The 17,318-nt window shown below is 28.6% G+C and carries 17 protein-coding genes and 1 pseudogene; 16 read left to right on the top strand and 2 right to left on the bottom strand.

Annotation, left to right across the window (positions count from 1 at the left end; genetic code table 11):
* Positions 1–191: 191 nt before the first annotated feature.
* The 4 genes from KHQ81_12465 to KHQ81_12450 all read left to right on the top strand — a co-directional run bounded on the left by KHQ81_12465 (position 192) and on the right by KHQ81_12450 (position 2,909).
* On the top strand, positions 192–392 hold the full coding sequence (locus KHQ81_12465; protein QVK17650.1) for a transposase: 201 nt from the start codon (positions 192–194) through the stop codon (positions 390–392).
* A 7-nt stretch (positions 393–399) separates the two neighbouring features.
* Positions 400–690, top strand: coding sequence for a transposase (locus KHQ81_12460; protein ID QVK19635.1), 291 nt, complete (start codon positions 400–402; stop codon positions 688–690).
* Entirely contained in the window at positions 666–1,754 is a 1,089-nt protein-coding gene (locus KHQ81_12455; GenBank protein QVK17649.1) for an IS3 family transposase, read from the top strand. Before KHQ81_12460 ends, KHQ81_12455 begins: the two co-directional genes overlap by 25 nt.
* A 513-nt stretch (positions 1,755–2,267) precedes the next feature.
* Positions 2,268–2,909 carry a TetR/AcrR family transcriptional regulator gene (locus KHQ81_12450; protein ID QVK17648.1) on the top strand — a complete coding sequence of 214 codons (642 nt, stop codon included), beginning with the start codon at positions 2,268–2,270 and terminating at the stop codon, positions 2,907–2,909.
* A 351-nt stretch (positions 2,910–3,260) separates the two neighbouring features.
* Here KHQ81_12450 and KHQ81_12445 read toward each other — a convergent pair whose 3' ends face one another.
* On the bottom strand, positions 3,261–4,472 hold the full coding sequence (locus tag KHQ81_12445; GenBank protein QVK17647.1) for a DDE-type integrase/transposase/recombinase: 1,212 nt from the start codon (positions 4,470–4,472) through the stop codon (positions 3,261–3,263).
* Between the two features lie 58 nt (positions 4,473–4,530).
* Between KHQ81_12445 and istA the strand changes: the two are divergent.
* Positions 4,531–5,816, top strand: a pseudogene (gene istA, locus KHQ81_12440) (IS21 family transposase).
* Positions 5,816–6,565: an IS21-like element helper ATPase IstB gene (istB, locus tag KHQ81_12435; protein QVK17646.1), complete on the top strand. Its 750-nt coding sequence runs from the start codon at positions 5,816–5,818 to the stop codon at positions 6,563–6,565. Before istA ends, istB begins: the two are co-directional and overlap by 1 nt.
* A gap of 48 nt (positions 6,566–6,613) precedes the next feature.
* On the opposite strand, the gene KHQ81_12430 is transcribed toward istB, so the two are convergent.
* Positions 6,614–6,877 carry a hypothetical protein gene (locus KHQ81_12430; protein ID QVK17645.1) on the bottom strand — a complete coding sequence of 88 codons (264 nt, stop codon included), beginning with the start codon at positions 6,875–6,877 and terminating at the stop codon, positions 6,614–6,616.
* A gap of 211 nt (positions 6,878–7,088) precedes the next feature.
* On the opposite strand from KHQ81_12430, the gene KHQ81_12425 reads away from it, so the two are divergent.
* From KHQ81_12425 to KHQ81_12380, 10 genes are all read left to right on the top strand, one after another.
* Positions 7,089–7,364: a hypothetical protein gene (locus KHQ81_12425; protein ID QVK17644.1), complete on the top strand. Its 276-nt coding sequence runs from the start codon at positions 7,089–7,091 to the stop codon at positions 7,362–7,364.
* 202 nt (positions 7,365–7,566) lie between these two features.
* Positions 7,567–8,700: an acyltransferase gene (locus KHQ81_12420; protein QVK17643.1), complete on the top strand. Its 1,134-nt coding sequence runs from the start codon at positions 7,567–7,569 to the stop codon at positions 8,698–8,700.
* 28 nt (positions 8,701–8,728) lie between these two features.
* Entirely contained in the window at positions 8,729–9,400 is a 672-nt protein-coding gene (locus KHQ81_12415) for a response regulator transcription factor (protein ID QVK17642.1), read from the top strand.
* Positions 9,397–10,398, top strand: coding sequence for a sensor histidine kinase (locus KHQ81_12410; GenBank protein ID QVK17641.1), 1,002 nt, complete (start codon positions 9,397–9,399; stop codon positions 10,396–10,398). Before KHQ81_12415 ends, KHQ81_12410 begins: the two co-directional genes overlap by 4 nt.
* 135 nt (positions 10,399–10,533) lie before the next feature.
* Positions 10,534–11,301, top strand: coding sequence for an ABC transporter ATP-binding protein (locus KHQ81_12405; GenBank protein QVK17640.1), 768 nt, complete (start codon positions 10,534–10,536; stop codon positions 11,299–11,301).
* Positions 11,288–13,282, top strand: coding sequence for an ABC transporter permease (locus tag KHQ81_12400; protein ID QVK17639.1), 1,995 nt, complete (start codon positions 11,288–11,290; stop codon positions 13,280–13,282). Before KHQ81_12405 ends, KHQ81_12400 begins: the two co-directional genes overlap by 14 nt.
* Before the next feature lie 215 nt (positions 13,283–13,497).
* Entirely contained in the window at positions 13,498–14,613 is a 1,116-nt protein-coding gene (locus KHQ81_12395; protein QVK17638.1) for a M50 family metallopeptidase, read from the top strand.
* 56 nt (positions 14,614–14,669) lie between these two features.
* On the top strand, positions 14,670–15,119 hold the full coding sequence (locus tag KHQ81_12390) for a DUF3052 domain-containing protein (protein QVK17637.1): 450 nt from the start codon (positions 14,670–14,672) through the stop codon (positions 15,117–15,119).
* Positions 15,120–15,251: 132 nt separating this feature from the next.
* Positions 15,252–15,938 carry a Crp/Fnr family transcriptional regulator gene (locus tag KHQ81_12385; GenBank protein QVK17636.1) on the top strand — a complete coding sequence of 229 codons (687 nt, stop codon included), beginning with the start codon at positions 15,252–15,254 and terminating at the stop codon, positions 15,936–15,938.
* Positions 15,939–16,097: 159 nt separating this feature from the next.
* On the top strand, positions 16,098–17,318 hold the full coding sequence (locus KHQ81_12380) for an ABC transporter substrate-binding protein (GenBank protein QVK17635.1): 1,221 nt from the start codon (positions 16,098–16,100) through the stop codon (positions 17,316–17,318).

The raw sequence follows: 17,318 nt of genomic DNA, 5'->3' as shown, positions 1-17,318 counted from the left end.
TTGATCTTTAGAATATAGTAAGTGATATAGATAGTGAAACATTGGATACAAAATTTAGTATAGCGTTTACCCTCTGTGTTAGAATAGTTGTCATGGAGCTCTAAAAATAGTATAGTAGACATAGTAAGTTATTTCAAGACAACTAGTTGTCTTGAAATAAAATTTAATAACTTAGTAAGGAGAACAACTTTATGGCAAGATACTCAAAGGATTATAAGTTATCATTAATACAAAGAATGATGCCACCACATAATGAATCAGTCAAAGAATTATCAAGAGAATCAGGAATACCAGAAATAACACTTTTTACTTGGAAAAAGAAAGCGAAAGAAAATGGAATCCCTGTTAACGAACAACCTTTAAAATCAGAAGAATGGGAGTACACAAGATAAGTTTCATATTGTCTTAGAAACTGCAACATTAAGTGAAGTAGAATTATCTAAGTATTGTAGAAATAAAGGACTATATGTTAATCAAGTTAAAGAATGGCGAGATGCATGTATGCAGGCTAATGGTGGTGTAGCTAAACAAGCAACAGAACTACAAAAGCAGTTAAGAGAAAAAAATCAAGAACTTAAGAAATTAAATAAAGAACTCCAAAGAAAAGAATCAGCACTTGCAGAAGCAGCAGCCCTTCTTGTACTTAGAAAAAAGGCAAGTGCGATTTGGGGGGAAGACGAGGAAGATTAATCAGTGCCACAGATCGCAAAAAAGCAATATCACTGATAAGAGAAGCTGTAGATAATGGAGCAAGACAAGAAAAAGCATGTGAAGAAATAGGAATTAGTTTACGAACACTTCAACGATGGAGAAGTGATTCATCACCAAATGAAGATCAAAGACCTATTAGTAAAAAAAAAGTACCCAAAAATAGATTAACTAAAAAAGAACGAGAAGAAATTTTAAAAGTGGTAAATCAGCCTGAATATAAAAACTTATCTCCTAATGAAATTGTGCCGCTCCTAGCTGATAAAGGAATATATTTAGCATCTGAATCAACAATATATAGAATCTTAAGAGAAGAAAAACAACTAAAACATAGAGGAAATACTAAAAAACCCCAAAATAGACCTATATCAACACATTATGCCACAGGTCCTAATCAAGTATGGATGTGGGATATTACTTATCTAAAAGGACCAATAAAAGGGATATATTATTATTTATATTTGATCCTAGATTTATTTAGTAGAAAAGTAGTAGGATGGGAAATATGGTCTGAACAATCTGCTCAACACGCTAGTGAATTAGTTAAAAGAGCAGTATTAGCAGAAAATATACTTTTACATAAAAAACCTTTAGTGCTTCATTCTGACAATGGAAGTCCGATGAAAGGAGCCACTCTTTTAGAGACCCTTTATCAACTAGGTATTACTCCATCAAATAGTAGACCTAGAGTAAGTAATGATAACCCTTATGCGGAGTCTATATTTAAAACATTCAAATATTGTCCAGGTTACCCAGATAAGGGCTTTGAGACTATTAAACAAGCAAGAACTTGGACATTACAGTTTATAAACTGGTATAACTATGAACATCTTCATAGTGGGATAAAATATTTAACTCCACACCAAAGGCATTCCGGTTTATCTAATAAAATATTAAAAAAGCGAATTAAAGTCTATGAACAAGCACAACTTAAACACCCAGAAAGATGGTCGAGAAACATAAGAAATTGGAGTGTGGAAAACATTGTTTGGTTAAACCCAGAAAAATCATCAATTTTGGAAAAAGAAGAAACAAAATCTTCTTAAAAAAATTAAAAATATGCGACAACTACCTTGACATTAAGCGTTTATAACAAAGTCAATTACTGTGCTGGCAATCATACTATAGCCCAAGAAAATAAACAAGATATGAATGATACATTAGATAAGTGATGATTATCCATAGGGTAATAAGATTACGATACATCAGTTTTAGCTCCTTTATATAATGATCCTGAATATCAAATCTACATCAAAGAGAAACATTCATTAGGTTAATATATAGATATGTTTAAATATAAGCCTCTTGCTAATGATCCAGGAGAAAATGAATACTCTAATAGGGGATATTGTATATTAAGTTATATAATTGAGAAGGTTTCTAATAAGATATAATAAATATGAATGTTCTGGTGTGGTAGGGGATTAAACTGTGATAACTGGTTGGTTTAAGATGCCCCTCAAAACAGTATAGATAGATACCCGAAAGAGTTCTTGACAAGTTTTTAATAAAATGTTAATATTATACATACCGAACGAATGTATGAAAAGAGGGGTTAAATGTCTAGAAATAAATATCCAGAAGTAACAGTAAATCGCATCTTAGATATTTCTCTTGAATTATTTTTAAAAAAAGGTTATGAGAAGACGACGATTCAAGATATAGTAGATAATTTAGGAGACCTTAGTAAAGGAGCTATATATCATCATTTCAAGTCAAAAGAAGAAATAATTGATGCTGTAACTGTAAGAATGTACCAAGAACATAATCCATTTAACAAAATAAAAGAGGATAGTCCATTGAATGGATTACAAAAGATAAAAAAAATTTTTATTGAATCTATATCCAGTAAAAAGCAACAACAACTTTACAAATCATCACCAACACTGATGAAAAACCCAGAATTTTTATCAAGGCAGCTAAATCAATCAGTATCTAATTATGCACCTTTGTTACAACAATTAATTGAAGAGGGTATGACAGATGGTTCTATCAATATTACTAATCCAAAAGAACTGTCTGAAGTTTTAATGCTTTTATTAAATATTTGGTTAAATCCTGCTGTATTTGTTGTAAGTAAAAAACAATTTGTTGATAAAGTCAATTTTCTAAAAAAAATACTCGATGGCATAGGATTGCCAGTTATTGATGATGATATTATAGAGGTACTTAATGACTTCCATAATGTAACATCTATATAGATTGATTTATTATATACAATAACCTTCCTAAAGAGGAAGTTTATTTTTGCATTTTTACATACTAACGGTTTGTATGTAAGATGAAATAGTCAGTGATTTATTCAACAATACTAGTAATGGTTAGAAAAGATAGAGCTGAGGTAGAAGGTTAAAAATTATTTTAATATTTAACTACTAGGTAGTGTCAAATAAATTATGAAAACTCATGATAACTCTATGACCCAAAATAAAAAAAACTGGAATTGTAGTATGTTAGATTACAATACTCAGTTTTATCTTACTATATCATTATATGCAAATAAAAAAGGCATATTTAAATACGCTTATATAGAGATACTCCTTAGTTAAAAATTAGTTTATATAAGAGTAACTCATATCTATTAGAGAAAGCCATTTGCTTGGCATATGAGGTAAATCCTCAAACTCTTCTAATTTAACAGGTGGGTTATAACCTAACGATTTATGTGGTCTTAGAAAGTTAAAAAACGTTGTAAACAAGACCATATAAGCATTAGCGCTCTTGATATTACCAAATCCGTTCATTTGGATATAATCGTCTTTGAAAGTTCTATTTAAACGCTCAGTTACTTGTTTAAATGGACGGTAATCCTTGTCTGTTTTCGTGTTATTAGTGAGTCCTATAACTTGAAATAAATCGAAATTTATGTTCATGCTTTTAAAGTATGACCATGCAACGTTGTAAATAGGATTACCATCCACAACTACTTTCAAATTCTTAGGTAGTTCAGTGTATTTTTTGAATGTTTGATATAGTGAAACGACTGCTGAAAAAGTATCACGTTTACTAAAAACTTGATAAGAAGTAATAATCTTTTTAATTTTATCTGAGAAGAAGAAGATATAATGCTTCTTCCCCTTAACCCTAACATATGTTTCATCCCCACAAAGGTCAGATGATAAATCATATGGGTAATTTTCAAGTAAGGGACGAATCATTGTAGAAACACTATTTGCATAATTCATCACGGTTTGATGGGAAATCTTAACTTGGTGAATATCATACATGATAGCTGCAGTTTTCCTACTCGACAAACCGTAGTTAACGTAATACGTTAAGATTAAGCCTAGAGTATGCTTAGAATGTCTGATATTGGCTAAATCAACCTTCATATTTAAATTAGACATAGAGTCACGTTCTAGGGAATCAAAGTTAATATCGAAAGCACGATAGATATAATGAAGTTTAAATTTACCTGGTTTCTTTTTGAATTGTTTTAATTGATCTGGTGTTAATTTCTTTAATTTATCTAAATAAAAGGAACATTTCTTATGTCTACATTTATAAATAATATAACTATTACGGTCTTTAATTCTTTCAAGGTTCTTTGAACAATGAGGACATTTTAAAATAATCTTTTCAAGAAAATCATTATTCAAGGTAAATGTATGACTACATACCTTACAAAGTAACTGTTTTGATTTAATATTATTTTCATAGATGTAATCATGAGGAGCACCACAAATAGGGCAATTTCCTTTGAAATCAAGTTTTGATGGCCTTCGTCTATAAATGATAAGATAGATATGTACAGAAGTGATCACTTTAAAATGTACAGTTAATATAGTATAATTTCATAGTTAATCAATGGGAGGACAACTTATGATACTAAACTATGAAATAGATACTAATATAGAAATACAGAAATTAAATGATTTGAAGGTATTAAAGAATTTAATGGAAACAACAAACTTAAAGGTAAATAAAAGTCGATTAGCAAGAGAGTTAAATGTTGATAGAAGAACGATAAGTAAGTACATTAATGGTTATGAGAAGTCTAAAAATAGAAAACGATCAAGTATAGTAGATGATTATTACTACTTAATTAAAGATTTACTCAATGATAAAATAAAAGTTTTTGAATATAAAAAAGTGCTTTGGCAGTATCTTAGTGATAATTATGGACTAAAATGTGCTGAATCATCATTTAGGCGATATATAAGTAAAACACCAGAATTTCAAGAGTACTTTGATCAAAAGAAAAAAGTGCTATCAAAGCACCTTCAGTTATACGTTATGAAACAGATAAAGGTCAACAAGCACAGCTAGATTGGAAAGAATCAATGAATTTCGTGCTTGATACAGGAGAAGTCATCACAATCAATATATTCGTTTTATTACTGAGTTACTCAAGGTTTAGAGTTTATAGATTATCATTAACTAAATCTCAAGACATACTGTTTAACTTCATAGACGAAGCATTTCAAGCATTTGGTGGTGTACCTCATGAAATACTAACTGATAATATGAAAACAGTAATGGATGTACCAAGAACTGAATATTCAAAAGGAAAAGTAAATAATAAATTTCAACAATTCGCTAATGATTATGGATTTGAAGTTAAACCCTGTATCGCAGGCAGACCAAATACAAAAGCAAAGGTTGAATCCCCTATGAAAATTTTAGATGAATTAAAAGCATATAGTGGTGATTTAAATTATGAACAATTAGTGAAAAAGGTACAAGAAATAAACAACAGAGAAAACAGTAGGTTACATAGAGCTTATGATATGATTCCACTATTTGGCCTACAAAATGAAAAAGATTTCTTACAGTCCCCTCCACGAGACACGATAAGAAATCTATACTTGATTAAAACCATAACAGCGAAAGTAAACTCATCATCAATGATTAGTTATAAGGGTAATCAATATTCAGTACCACCTAAATATATGAACCGTACACTTCAACTGCAGGTATATGATAATCAAATTCACATATATTCTAACACAAATTTGGTGACAATACACTCGTTAAGTAGTAAAAAGTTGAATTATTTAGAGGAGCACTATATACAGATTGCCAGAATGACTCTATCTTTTGATGATGAAGATATTCAAAAATTCGCAAAAGAAAATCTTAATAAGATAGGAGAACGTTATAAATAATGACAACAGCACACGAGCAATTAATCGCAAATTTAGAATATTTAAAATTAAAAGAAATGAAAAATCATTTAGACGATACTATTAACTTTATTAATAAAAATAATCTATCTTTCGTTGATGGGCTTATTAAATTAACAACATATGAAATTGATTATAAAGAGGCTAGTATGATCAAAGCTATGGTTAAAGTAGGGGCATTCCCCCATTACAAAGAATTGAAGGATTTTGACTTCTCTTTCCAAGAAAATATAAACAAAGAACAAATATTAGATTTTGAGAGTCATCGATTCATCCATCAATGCGAGAACATCGTTTTTATGGGAACGAGTGGTGTTGGTAAAACCCACTTATCTACATCAATAGGTATATCCGCTGCGAAGAAGCGTATATCAACTTACTTTATAAAATGTCATGATTTGATAGCCCAGTTAAAGAAAGCTAAGTTAGAAAATCGCTTAAACGATAGACTCAAGCATTTTACCAAGTACAAATTATTGATTATTGATGAACTAGGCTATTTACCTATCGACAAAGAAGATTCTAAATTGTTCTTTCAGCTAATAGATAGACGATATGAAAAACGAAGTACGATAATTACAACCAACATTAACTTTTCTAATTGGGATGATATTTTTAAAGACCCTGTAATAGCTAACGCTATCCTTGATCGAGTTCTTCATCATGCTCATGTAGTTAACATTACAGGTAAATCTTATCGACTTAAAAATTACTTTATCGAAGAAAATTAAAAATGTACATTATTAAATGATCAAAAATGTACATTATTATCTTGACATTTATATTCGTCTAGTAACTGGTTTGAGATGCTTATTGTACTTTAAAAAATACACATTAAGCAATTCTTGATAATCTAGCTTTTCAACCTTCTGAATAATAGGTTCACCATCAACAGTGAACTTCCTAAAAGGTTCATAATAAGTGCCAGATGACTTAGAACTAGGTGTAGAAATAATGTGTGAATCTAGAAAAAGAATAAATTTATAAAGTAGTTTGTTTAAATACTTTAAAAATACTGAAAGAACTGATATAATTTTAACCATGATAGATACTCCTTATAGTTTTTTTGTGGTGATTAAATTATATCAGGTGTATCTATCTTTTTGTATATAAAGGGTTAAAAAAATATAACGAGCAACCTCCCAAACACAGGGGGGGAACTCATTATATAATAAAAAATAATATATATATAAGGTTTTGTATTGGTTTTAAGAAAAACTTTTACACTACCAACTACTATATGGAGGTGATAATATGAATAAATACAATAAAAATCTAATTGAAGCAACAAAAAATATTTCACAAAATACTTTGAGTAAATCCATGGACACGGTAGAAAAATTAATTCATCCTTCAAAGAAAGTATCTTTCATTGGATCAGTTATTGGAAATAGTATAGGTGTTGGGCTTATTGTTGTCGGTTCAATTGGAGTAGTGTTAGAACGAAATTTATTTGGAATAGGGTGTTTAATTGTTGGTGGCATTACAATTGTGTCTAATGTTATAAATATTAATAAGACTAAAAAGTAAGAGCATGGTGTAACATACATAATTTATTAGTAGAGTTGATCTAAATATAATAACTAGAACAAAGGGTTATCTTTCGTTTTTGAAAGGTAACCCTTTATTTTGTAAGATAAATCGATTTTACTTATACAGTAGCATTGTTAAAATAAATTATAAAATTATTGGATTACAGGTATGGTATTACTTGTTTGAAAGTAGGGAGAAAATGATTTATGATATTATATTTATTTTAACTATTTTATTTCTTGTTAAAAAAGTCAGACTAAATAAATCATATACTGAGGTTAATGATGTCTTATCACAAAACAATTCAATAAAAATAAAAGGCTTTTTTTCGGTTATAATTGTGCTACACCATTTGTCATTATTTACAGATATGGGACTTGTATTTTCTTGTTTTTCAATTTTGGGAATTGAATCAGTAGGTGTATTTTTCTTTATCTCTGGATATGGTTTGATGACTCAATACATTAATAAAGAAGATTATTTAGAATCATTTATTAAGAAGAGAATACCTAAATTGCTTTTTCCATATATTATTACCATCGTAATTTATATATTTTTTTATAATATTACTGGAGAAGTTATCACTACTTTTGATGTGATATTATCACTGTTTAATGGTGAACCAATTGTTGCCTTTTCTTGGTATGTGTTGGCGACCTTGGTTTTCTATATTATATTTTACATCATAGCGTTATTGTTTCAAAGAAGCTACAATATGATTATTGTTAGTATGTTTTTAGGAATGGTTGTTTATGCGATTATTTGTATTATTTTGGGATATGGATATTGGTGGTATAGTTCATGTTTTACTTTTGTTATAGGTATGTTTTGGGCGGTATATAAAAACAAATTTCAAAAATTTTTTTCAAATAACTCTAAAAGATTTATATTTTATTTAATTAGTGGTATTACTTTATGCTTGTTAGGATTAGTTGTTAGTTACTTTTTTAGTGGATACTCTATATCGGAATTAAAAGCAACACCAACATTAGGGGATAAAATATTAGGTAAGCCTTTGTCTATCCTTTGTTTACAATTGATTACTATTTTTAGTTGTGTGATGATACTCCTAGTATTTAATCGAAAGTCACCTAATAATAAACTGTGGGAATACTTAGGTAGTATATCCTATGAAATTTACTTATCTCACGGAATTGTTATGTATATATTTAGAAACAATAATTTATTTATTGAAAATGATTTTGTCTTTGTTTGTGTTGTACTATTAGGTACGTTAGTTTTAGGGGGAAGAATGCAGAATATTAACTTGTTTATATGGGAAAAATATTGTGGTATAATATGTAGAAATAATCTTTCAGAATGCTGTAATTAAATAAAACAATAGACGAAGGAGGTATAAAATGTATAAAATTCTTGTTATTGAAGATAATCTCAAGCTATGTAACGAATTATGCTACTTGCTTAAAAAGTATGGTTATGAAGTTTATAGAATAGATGATTTTGATTATGTTTTTGAAGAATACAAATTAAAACGTCCAGATATTATATTACTGGATATTAACCTCCCTTCTTTTGACGGATACCATTTTTGTAGAAAAATCAGAGAAATCTCAAATGTGCCTATTATATTCCTGACAAGTCGAAACAATACTGCTGATGAGGTGATGGCGATGACTATGGGTGGCGATGATTACATCACCAAACCCTATGACAATCAAGTATTGCTTTCAAGAATTTCTGCAGTACTTAAGCGTAGTTATGGAATAACCCAAATGAGTGAAACGATTTCCACTGATGGTATAAAACTTTATACAGCTTCAAACATTCTTGAATATAAAGATAAAAAAGTTGAACTTACAAAAAATGAACAACGACTTTTAGCTGTTCTCTTAAAAAGTAAGGGGAGTATTGTAAGCCGTGGTAGACTGATAGAAACACTATGGGATAATGATGATTTTGTAGATGAAAATACCTTGTCAGTTAATATTACAAGACTTCGTTCAAAGCTTACTGATATTGGTCTAAATGACATCATATCTACTATACGTGGACAAGGATATATAATAAAATGAAACTAAGAACATATTTAAAAGATGAAAAATGGTTAGTTGTTCTACAAATAAGTACATTTATATTTCTTATTATATTTTTCATGTTGATTAATCTGTCCTTACAAGATATATTAATTATCAATCTATTTATGATATCTTTAAATATTCTATATCACATTATTCGGTTTATCAGAAAGCGAAATTACTATAATGATCTATTATATCGCTTTGATTCCCTTGATGAGAAAACTTTAGTAAGTGAGTTTATTGATGAATCACTTAGTGAGGAAACCAAGATTTATCATGACATTATTGAAGGAAGTTGTATTTCCTATAATAATAAAATTGCTGAAATAGAAAAAATGCGTGATGAATATCGTGAGTATATCGAAAGATGGGTGCATGAGATAAAGCTACCTATATCTGTTATTAAGTTAATATCTGATAAAACGGATACCCCTGATAGTCGTAGTATTAAAGAAGAAAATGAGATAATCGAAAAATATGTAGAGCAAGCACTGTTTTATGCTAGAAGCTACAACATTGAAAAAGATTATTTTGTCAATGAAATTGTTTTACTTCCAGTTGTAAAGAAAGCGATTAATAAGCATAGAAGCCAGGTTATTGCTAAAAATGTACATTTAAGTATTTGTCAAAACAGTGAATTAGTACTAACTGATTCAAAGTGGATTGAATTTGTTATCAGCCAAATTCTTGACAATGCGGTTAAATACAGTGATGAAACCGAACCAGAAGTTTTTATCGTAATAGAAAAAAGGGATCATTCGATTATTCTATCGATCACAAATAATGGAAAAGGTATACCTTCACAAGATATTAAAAGAGTATTTGAGAAAGGTTTTACAGGACAAAATGGTAGAGCCATCGGTTATAGTACTGGTATGGGACTTTATCTTGTTAAAAAAATCTGTGATGGATTAGGACACAAGGTTGTTGTTACTTCTGAAAGACAGAAAACTACTGTATCAATTATATTTTCTGTACTTCAGTTAACGTAGTTATGAGAGTTATCTTTCAAAAATGAAAGGTTCCTCTTTTTTTGTAAGGAAAATCGATTTCTAATATAATTTGATAATGCTAAAATATAATAGATTAAATCAATAAAAACGTATTTAAGTAGGTGTGAAAATAGTATGAATCAAATAATAAAAGCAGAAAACATAAAAAAATATTATGGTAAAGGAACCTCTATCACTAAAGCTGTAAATGGCATTGATCTTAGGGTTTATGAGGGGGAGTTTATCGCTATTATGGGTGCTTCTGGAAGTGGTAAAACAACTCTTTTAAATATGTTCTCCACGCTTGATAAGCCTACAAGTGGAAAACTTTTGATAAATGATATTGATGTGTCAAAGATAAATAAAAATAAGGCTTCTGATTTTAGACGTGAGGAATTGGGGTTTATATTTCAGGACTTTAATCTTCTTGATACTTTAACAATCTATGATAATATTGCATTTTCGCTTGCAATCAATCATGCCAATGAGAAAATAATAAAAAGTCAGGTGAATTCTATCGCACAAAAGCTTGACATAATGGATATATTAAACAAATTCCCTTATGAGATTTCAGGTGGTCAAAAGCAAAGAGCAACAGCAGCTAGAGCAATCATAAACAAACCTTCTCTTGTTTTGGCAGATGAACCTACAGGAGCACTTGATTCCAAAACCTCTAAAACTTTGCTTGAAACAATATCATATATCAATTCCGAACTTAACACTACAGTTTTAATGGTAACACATGACTCAGTTGCTGCAAGTTATGCCAATAGTGTTATTTTTATTCGGGATGGAAGGGTATTTACTCGTGCAGAAAAAGGGAATAGGTCAAGAAGAGAATTTTTTGAACAAATTCTTGATACAATATCCGTACTAGAGGGCGGTAATAATGATGATATTTAAACTATCGTACCAAAATGTTAAAAAGAATTTCCATGATTATACTATTTATTTCATTACCTTAACCCTTACTGTCTCTTTTAGCTATATATTCAATTTACTTAAGTTTCAACCCTTTATGAAGGAGTTTTCTGAAAATTCAGTAGAGGATTTGACAAGAATATTAACGCAACTTTCACTTTCGATTACGCTAATTGTTACAGGACTTGCTCTTTATTCAAACAATTTTATCTTAAAAAAACGCAGTCGTGAGATTGGTATTTATTTAATGCTTGGATTAAAATATTCTCAGGTTCACCTTATGATGATCTTAGAAACTCTTATAATAAGTGTTATTTCCTTTGTTTCTGGTTGTGTTTTAGGGATATTTGGAACACGAATCTTTGATTTACTAATTATAAAATTGCTTGGTCTTAAAATACAACATAGTACTATTCTTTTTGAAAGAACTGCATTTATTAATACACTGTTTACATTTTTTATTATCTTTGTACTCATTTCGATATTTAACTATTTTATTATATCTCGTGCAAATTTGATAAATATTGTTAAATCAAAAAGAGCAATATTGAAAAAGAGAAAAAGAAAGGGAATTATCAACTATTCTGTTATTTGTTTTGTTTTAAGCATAGTGGCAATCATATATTTTTACATCTTAATGTTAAAACCAAACATTGATTTCACCGATACCTCAACAGAAATTGCGTTTGGAATTGGACTATTAGGTCACATTGGAATCTTTTTATTTGGCTCATCAGTAATGTCATTCTTAATTAGTCATAATAGAAAGAAAATGTATAGTGGAATAAATCTCTTTTCAAATAAACAACTTACAAGTAAAGTAGGACAAAATGGAATTTTACTAAGTATCATCTCATTTGTAATGAGCCTAACACTTGTTATGCTTAATCTAGGTTTTTCAGCACATATTTGGATTGATGAAAATTTAAAATATACTGCACCATATTCCATATCAGTTAGCGGAATACAACCCGATGTTTCAATAGACAAAGTGACAAATTATATTAAAGAACAAGGTTATACTATCGAAAAAGAATATAGTTTCCCTTTATATCGAACAGACTATACCCTAAGTTACTTCTTAGATCCTCATAAAACCTACAAACTGGGTGATGAATATGCGTTTTTTGAGGATATATCAACACGTTTAATTATGCTATCTGATTATAATAAGGTACGAGAAATCTCAGGTTATAAAAGTGTATTGATTAATCAAGGAGAATATTTGCTTCATGCAGACAAGGCTGTTATGCAATCTATTGGTAATTGTAGAGAGGTTAAGATAAGCAGTAAAAAACTTTTCAATCCGAATCAGCTTATCTATTTGGAGCCCCTTAACGATTCTAGAGGTGTTATAGGTGGTGGGGTAACAATAGTAGTATCAGACGAAGATTTTATCAATTCAAAGATTGGTAACTATGATATTTCTTTGATTATTAACACCAAGGAATTAAGAACCGATATGTTGAAAAGTGACTTTGAAAGCAACAGTGATAAAGGTCTATATAATTATATAGCAAGCTATAGTGGTGGTCATCAGGTTATTTTGAGAAGTGATCAAAGGGATTACAACCTAAAGCAAGCCTCTTCTTATGTTTTCACAGGTTTGTTCATTGGAAGTATTCTATTAATTGTTGGAGCCTCTATATTGTCCTTACAGCAAATGACAGAAACAATGGATAATAAAAGGTGTTATGAAATTATGAATAAGCTTGGTGTGAAGAAAGCTGATGTTCACAGTTCTATTTTCAAACAGATATTTATGTATTTTTCACTTCCGTTAATCGTCGCAATTTCTCATAGTATAGTTGGAACAATCGCTATGTCTTCCTACAGTTTGATGACAGTAGATGCTCATTCTTTTATTTATTCAACCGTCATTTCTTCTATAATTTTTATGATTATATATATTGTTTTTATTCTTTTTACTCATGAACGGTGTAAGAAAATTATTTCAGATTGATACTTAAAAACTGAGAATAGCCACTAATTTATGATAAATCATAAGTAGTGGTTTTTGACTTTTTGAAGGGGAGTTGTAAAAAAATTAAAAAGACGACAGGCTCTTCTTATATAAAATATAAATAATAAAAGTTACTGTAAACGCAGTATCTTTTTGATATAATATAATATATATAACGTATAAATATGGATTTATTAGGGAAAAGTGGAGGGTATATGGAACATAGTAAAAAGAAGAAAAACAAAAATAATTGGATGTTACAATGGACACTATGTATTATTGGATTTATTGGATGGTTGTATGTGTTAAAAGTTTATAGTGTTAGTAATTTTTATGAAGAGCATCCTATGTTATATTTAATTTACTTTTTTATTTCATATTTTATTACTCTTAATATACATGAGTTTGGTCATTATTTATTTGGTAGGATGCTTGGATTTGAACTTATCACATATAGATTCAGTATCTTTTTATGGAAAATGGTAGATTCAAAAATAAGATTTACAATTGTTAAACCAAAAGGCTATGGTTGTTATTGTGTTATGATTCCGCCAAAGGGACATACATCAAGAGGTAAAGATATTTTATTTACTGCTGGTGGAATTATTATTAATTTTATTACAGGAATTATAGTTTTATTATTATTAATGATTTTTGATGATATACCTAAATTTATCGAAGTGTTTATCCTTATGTTAGGTTTTTTATCAATATTCTTTGCTTTATTTAATCTAATTCCGTTATATATTAAGAATAATCCTAATGATGGAAGATGTATAATAAATATAATTTTGAATAAACCAATACAGAGGATAAAGGGTGATATAAGTGTCTTTATAACTCAACTATCATCTGGTATTCGTCCAAGAGATATTCAAATCTCACATTCATATAACATAGAGTATTTATTTGGAGCGAATATTAGATATGTTATCTTATTATATTATAAAGCTTTAGATGAAAATAATATTGAAAAAATGATGTATTATATAGATTTTTTAGAAAAAAATATAAAGATTATACCTGTCCCACTTCAACGAACTATTATCTATGAAATATGCTATATCGGTTGTATAACTAATAACTTTGAAAAAGTTAAGAAATATTATACACAAATAGAAGAAAAGCTACAAAAAGACAATGATATTAATGGACTACGTATTAAAGCATATTATGAGTATTATATAAATAGAAAAGTTGAATTACCATTACAGTATTGTCAAGATGCTTTATCAGTTATAGATGAATTTCCTTATAAGGGTTTAGCTTTAATGGAAATAGAATTAATCAATGTATTAAAAAATATAATAATTACTGAAAATAATTTATAAAATGTAATTAAAAATAAAAATAGATAGGTCATATTATATGAATCAAGGAGATTAATATGAATCCAATTTTGAAAAAACTAGGTTTAAAAGAACAAAATCCAATTCTTATAGTAAATATGCCAGAAGAATATAATGAAGTCATAGAAGATATAGAATCTGAAATTCATACAGAAATAAATGGGAAGTATGATTTCATTCAAATCTTTGTTATGAATTTGGTAGATGCTTACCAAATTGCAGAATCAGTGATAAAAGCATTAGGAGATGATGGATACTTATGGTTCTGTTATCCAAAGGGAACTTCTAAGAAATATAAATCGGATATAAAAAGAAATAAAGCGTGGGATGTTTTTGCACCATTTGAATTTGAGCCAGTATCACAAGTATCAATTAATAATGACTGGTCTGCAATGCGGTTTAGACATGTTGATAAAATTAAAAAATTGACAAGAAAAACTGCTGCTACTGAAAAAGGCAAAGAACGAATCAAAAACAATAAAGTATAATAAAAATTATATTTTAAAATCGGTAACATATGTTACAGAAATATATTATTAATTATTATATAATAATATAATAGATATTCAGATTTAATATGTATGATTAAAATTAACTTATATAAAGTGAGGTTGATGGGGATGTATGAAAAATGGATCAATCAATTGATGAAGATTGAGTTATTTAAAGGTATAGAGAAGGATGAACTAAGACGTATATTAAATTGTTTAACACCAAGTATAAAAATCTACAATAAAAAGGATGTAATAACGATTGAAAAAGAGGAATTAAATGGAATAGGTATCGTTTTAGAAGGAGAGGTTATTGTTGGGAAAGACTCATTAGCTGGTGATAGAGTGATAATGAGTAGGTTAAAGAGTGGAGATTTATTTGGAGAAGTAGCTGCTTTTACAAGTGATGTATGGTTAGCAACAGTAGTTGCTAATACAGATTGTACTATTTTGTTTTTGCCACCTCAGAAAATTGTTGGAATATGTACTAAGGTTTGTCATGGGCATAGAATAATGATTGAAAATATGCTTCAAATTGTGGCAAAAAAAGCCTTGATTTTAAATAAAAAAGTAGAGATTCTTTCATTAAAAAGTATTAGAAAAAAGATTAGTACATATTTACTTCGACAATATCGAATGAATAATAAAGTTCATTTTGATATCCCTTTAAAAAGAAATGAATTAGCTGAGTATTTATTGGTGTCTAGACCTTCTCTTTCTAGAGAATTAATCAAGATGCAGGAAGAAGGAATTATAGATTTTTATAGAAATTATTTTAAAATATTAGATTTAAAAAGATTAAAAGCATGTTTATGATATAGAATAAATTAATAACGTATATAGTGTATTTAATGCATTTATATGCGTTTTTTTATTATTTAATACGATAAAAATGGTAACAAAGGATACCGATATCATATGTATTTAGTGGTAGACTAATAATACATCAATAGGATAAAAGGAGATGTAAGTAACATGAAAAATAAATATTTTGATATAAAAGATAAAATATATGATATTACAGAAAAATATGATGAAGCTTTAGAACTGTTAATATCAGTTGGGTTTGATAAGATAAAAGATGAAAATATGAGAAGAGCTATTGGTAAATCAATAACATTAGAAGATGCTTTAAAGTTAAAAAAAATAAATGTTGATACATTTGTAGCTCAACTTGTTGAACGGATAGAAAATAATGAAGTTAGGTTAAATAAATCATCTAATAAAAAAGACTCTGTGAAAATAGCGGGAATATTGCCGTGTCCAGTTAGAGTACCTTTAACAGAAGCTTTTGAAGATTGGCTTACTGATAAAAATTATGATTTTCATATTGATTATGAATTAAAAGCTGCTTCGATGGGGATTGACTGGTTAGAAGATACTCTAAAAAGTCAATCAAAAGATGATTTACCAGATATCTTTATATCAGCAGGTTTTGATTTATTCTTTGATAAAAAACTGTTTGGTAAATATAAATCAGAAGATATGTTTGAAGATTTAACTGGTTTTAATCAGTATAATGAAGATTTTCATAATGATTATATTAAATTAGAGGACCCAAATAAACAATATTCTATTATTGGTGTTGTCCCAGCTGTTTTCTTAGTGAATCAAGAAGAATTAAAGGGGAGAAAAATACCATCTAGTTGGGAAGATATTTTGAAAGAAGAATTTGAAAATAGTGTTAGTTTACCTATTGGAGATTTTGATTTGTTTAATGCAATATTGTTGAATATTTACAAAACCTATGGAGAAGATGGGGTAAAAAGATTAGGAAAAAGTTTACAAAGGAGTATGCATCCATCTGAAATGGTGAAATCACATATCAAAAAAACTGATAAACCAGTCGTTACAATAATGCCTTATTTCTTTACCAAAATGGTTAAAAAAGGTGGTCCAATGATTGCTGTTTGGCCAAAGGATGGGGCTATTATAAGTCCGATATTTATGTTAACTAAAAAAGATAAAAAAGATAAATTGAAACCAATTGTTGAGTTTTTTGCTTCAAAAGAAATAGGAGAAATATTATCTCATAATGGTAAATTTCCAAGTGTAAATCCTAAAGTCAATAATATGATCACGAAAGAAAATAAATATATGTGGATTGGTTGGGATTATATAAAAGAACATGATACTTCAAGTTTAATCAAAGAATGTGAAGCTATATTTAATCGTGCTGTAAAAGGAGATGTTTAG

It is taken from the genome of Mycoplasmatota bacterium, from assembly GCA_018394295.1.
GTDB lineage: Bacteria > Bacillota_I > Bacilli_A > Haloplasmatales > Haloplasmataceae > JAENYC01.
Note: the sequence above shows the minus strand (reverse complement) of the source record. Positions and strands in the feature narration are given on the sequence as shown.

Excerpts from the sequence above, each read along its gene's own strand:
- KHQ81_12465 (QVK17650.1), top strand. The coding sequence starts at position 192 with ATGGCAAGATACTCAAAGGATTATAAGTTATCATTAATACAAAGAATG.
- KHQ81_12450 (QVK17648.1), top strand. The coding sequence starts at position 2,268 with ATGTCTAGAAATAAATATCCAGAAGTAACAGTAAATCGCATCTTAGAT.
- istB (QVK17646.1), top strand. The coding sequence starts at position 5,816 with ATGACAACAGCACACGAGCAATTAATCGCAAATTTAGAATATTTAAAA.
- KHQ81_12430 (QVK17645.1), bottom strand. The coding sequence starts at position 6,877 with ATGGTTAAAATTATATCAGTTCTTTCAGTATTTTTAAAGTATTTAAAC.
- KHQ81_12425 (QVK17644.1), top strand. The coding sequence starts at position 7,089 with ATGAATAAATACAATAAAAATCTAATTGAAGCAACAAAAAATATTTCA.
- KHQ81_12420 (QVK17643.1), top strand. The coding sequence starts at position 7,567 with ATGATTTATGATATTATATTTATTTTAACTATTTTATTTCTTGTTAAA.
- KHQ81_12415 (QVK17642.1), top strand. The coding sequence starts at position 8,729 with ATGTATAAAATTCTTGTTATTGAAGATAATCTCAAGCTATGTAACGAA.
- KHQ81_12410 (QVK17641.1), top strand. The coding sequence starts at position 9,397 with ATGAAACTAAGAACATATTTAAAAGATGAAAAATGGTTAGTTGTTCTA.
- KHQ81_12405 (QVK17640.1), top strand. The coding sequence starts at position 10,534 with ATGAATCAAATAATAAAAGCAGAAAACATAAAAAAATATTATGGTAAA.
- KHQ81_12400 (QVK17639.1), top strand. The coding sequence starts at position 11,288 with ATGATGATATTTAAACTATCGTACCAAAATGTTAAAAAGAATTTCCAT.
- KHQ81_12395 (QVK17638.1), top strand. The coding sequence starts at position 13,498 with ATGGAACATAGTAAAAAGAAGAAAAACAAAAATAATTGGATGTTACAA.
- KHQ81_12390 (QVK17637.1), top strand. The coding sequence starts at position 14,670 with ATGAATCCAATTTTGAAAAAACTAGGTTTAAAAGAACAAAATCCAATT.
- KHQ81_12385 (QVK17636.1), top strand. The coding sequence starts at position 15,252 with ATGTATGAAAAATGGATCAATCAATTGATGAAGATTGAGTTATTTAAA.
- KHQ81_12380 (QVK17635.1), top strand. The coding sequence starts at position 16,098 with ATGAAAAATAAATATTTTGATATAAAAGATAAAATATATGATATTACA.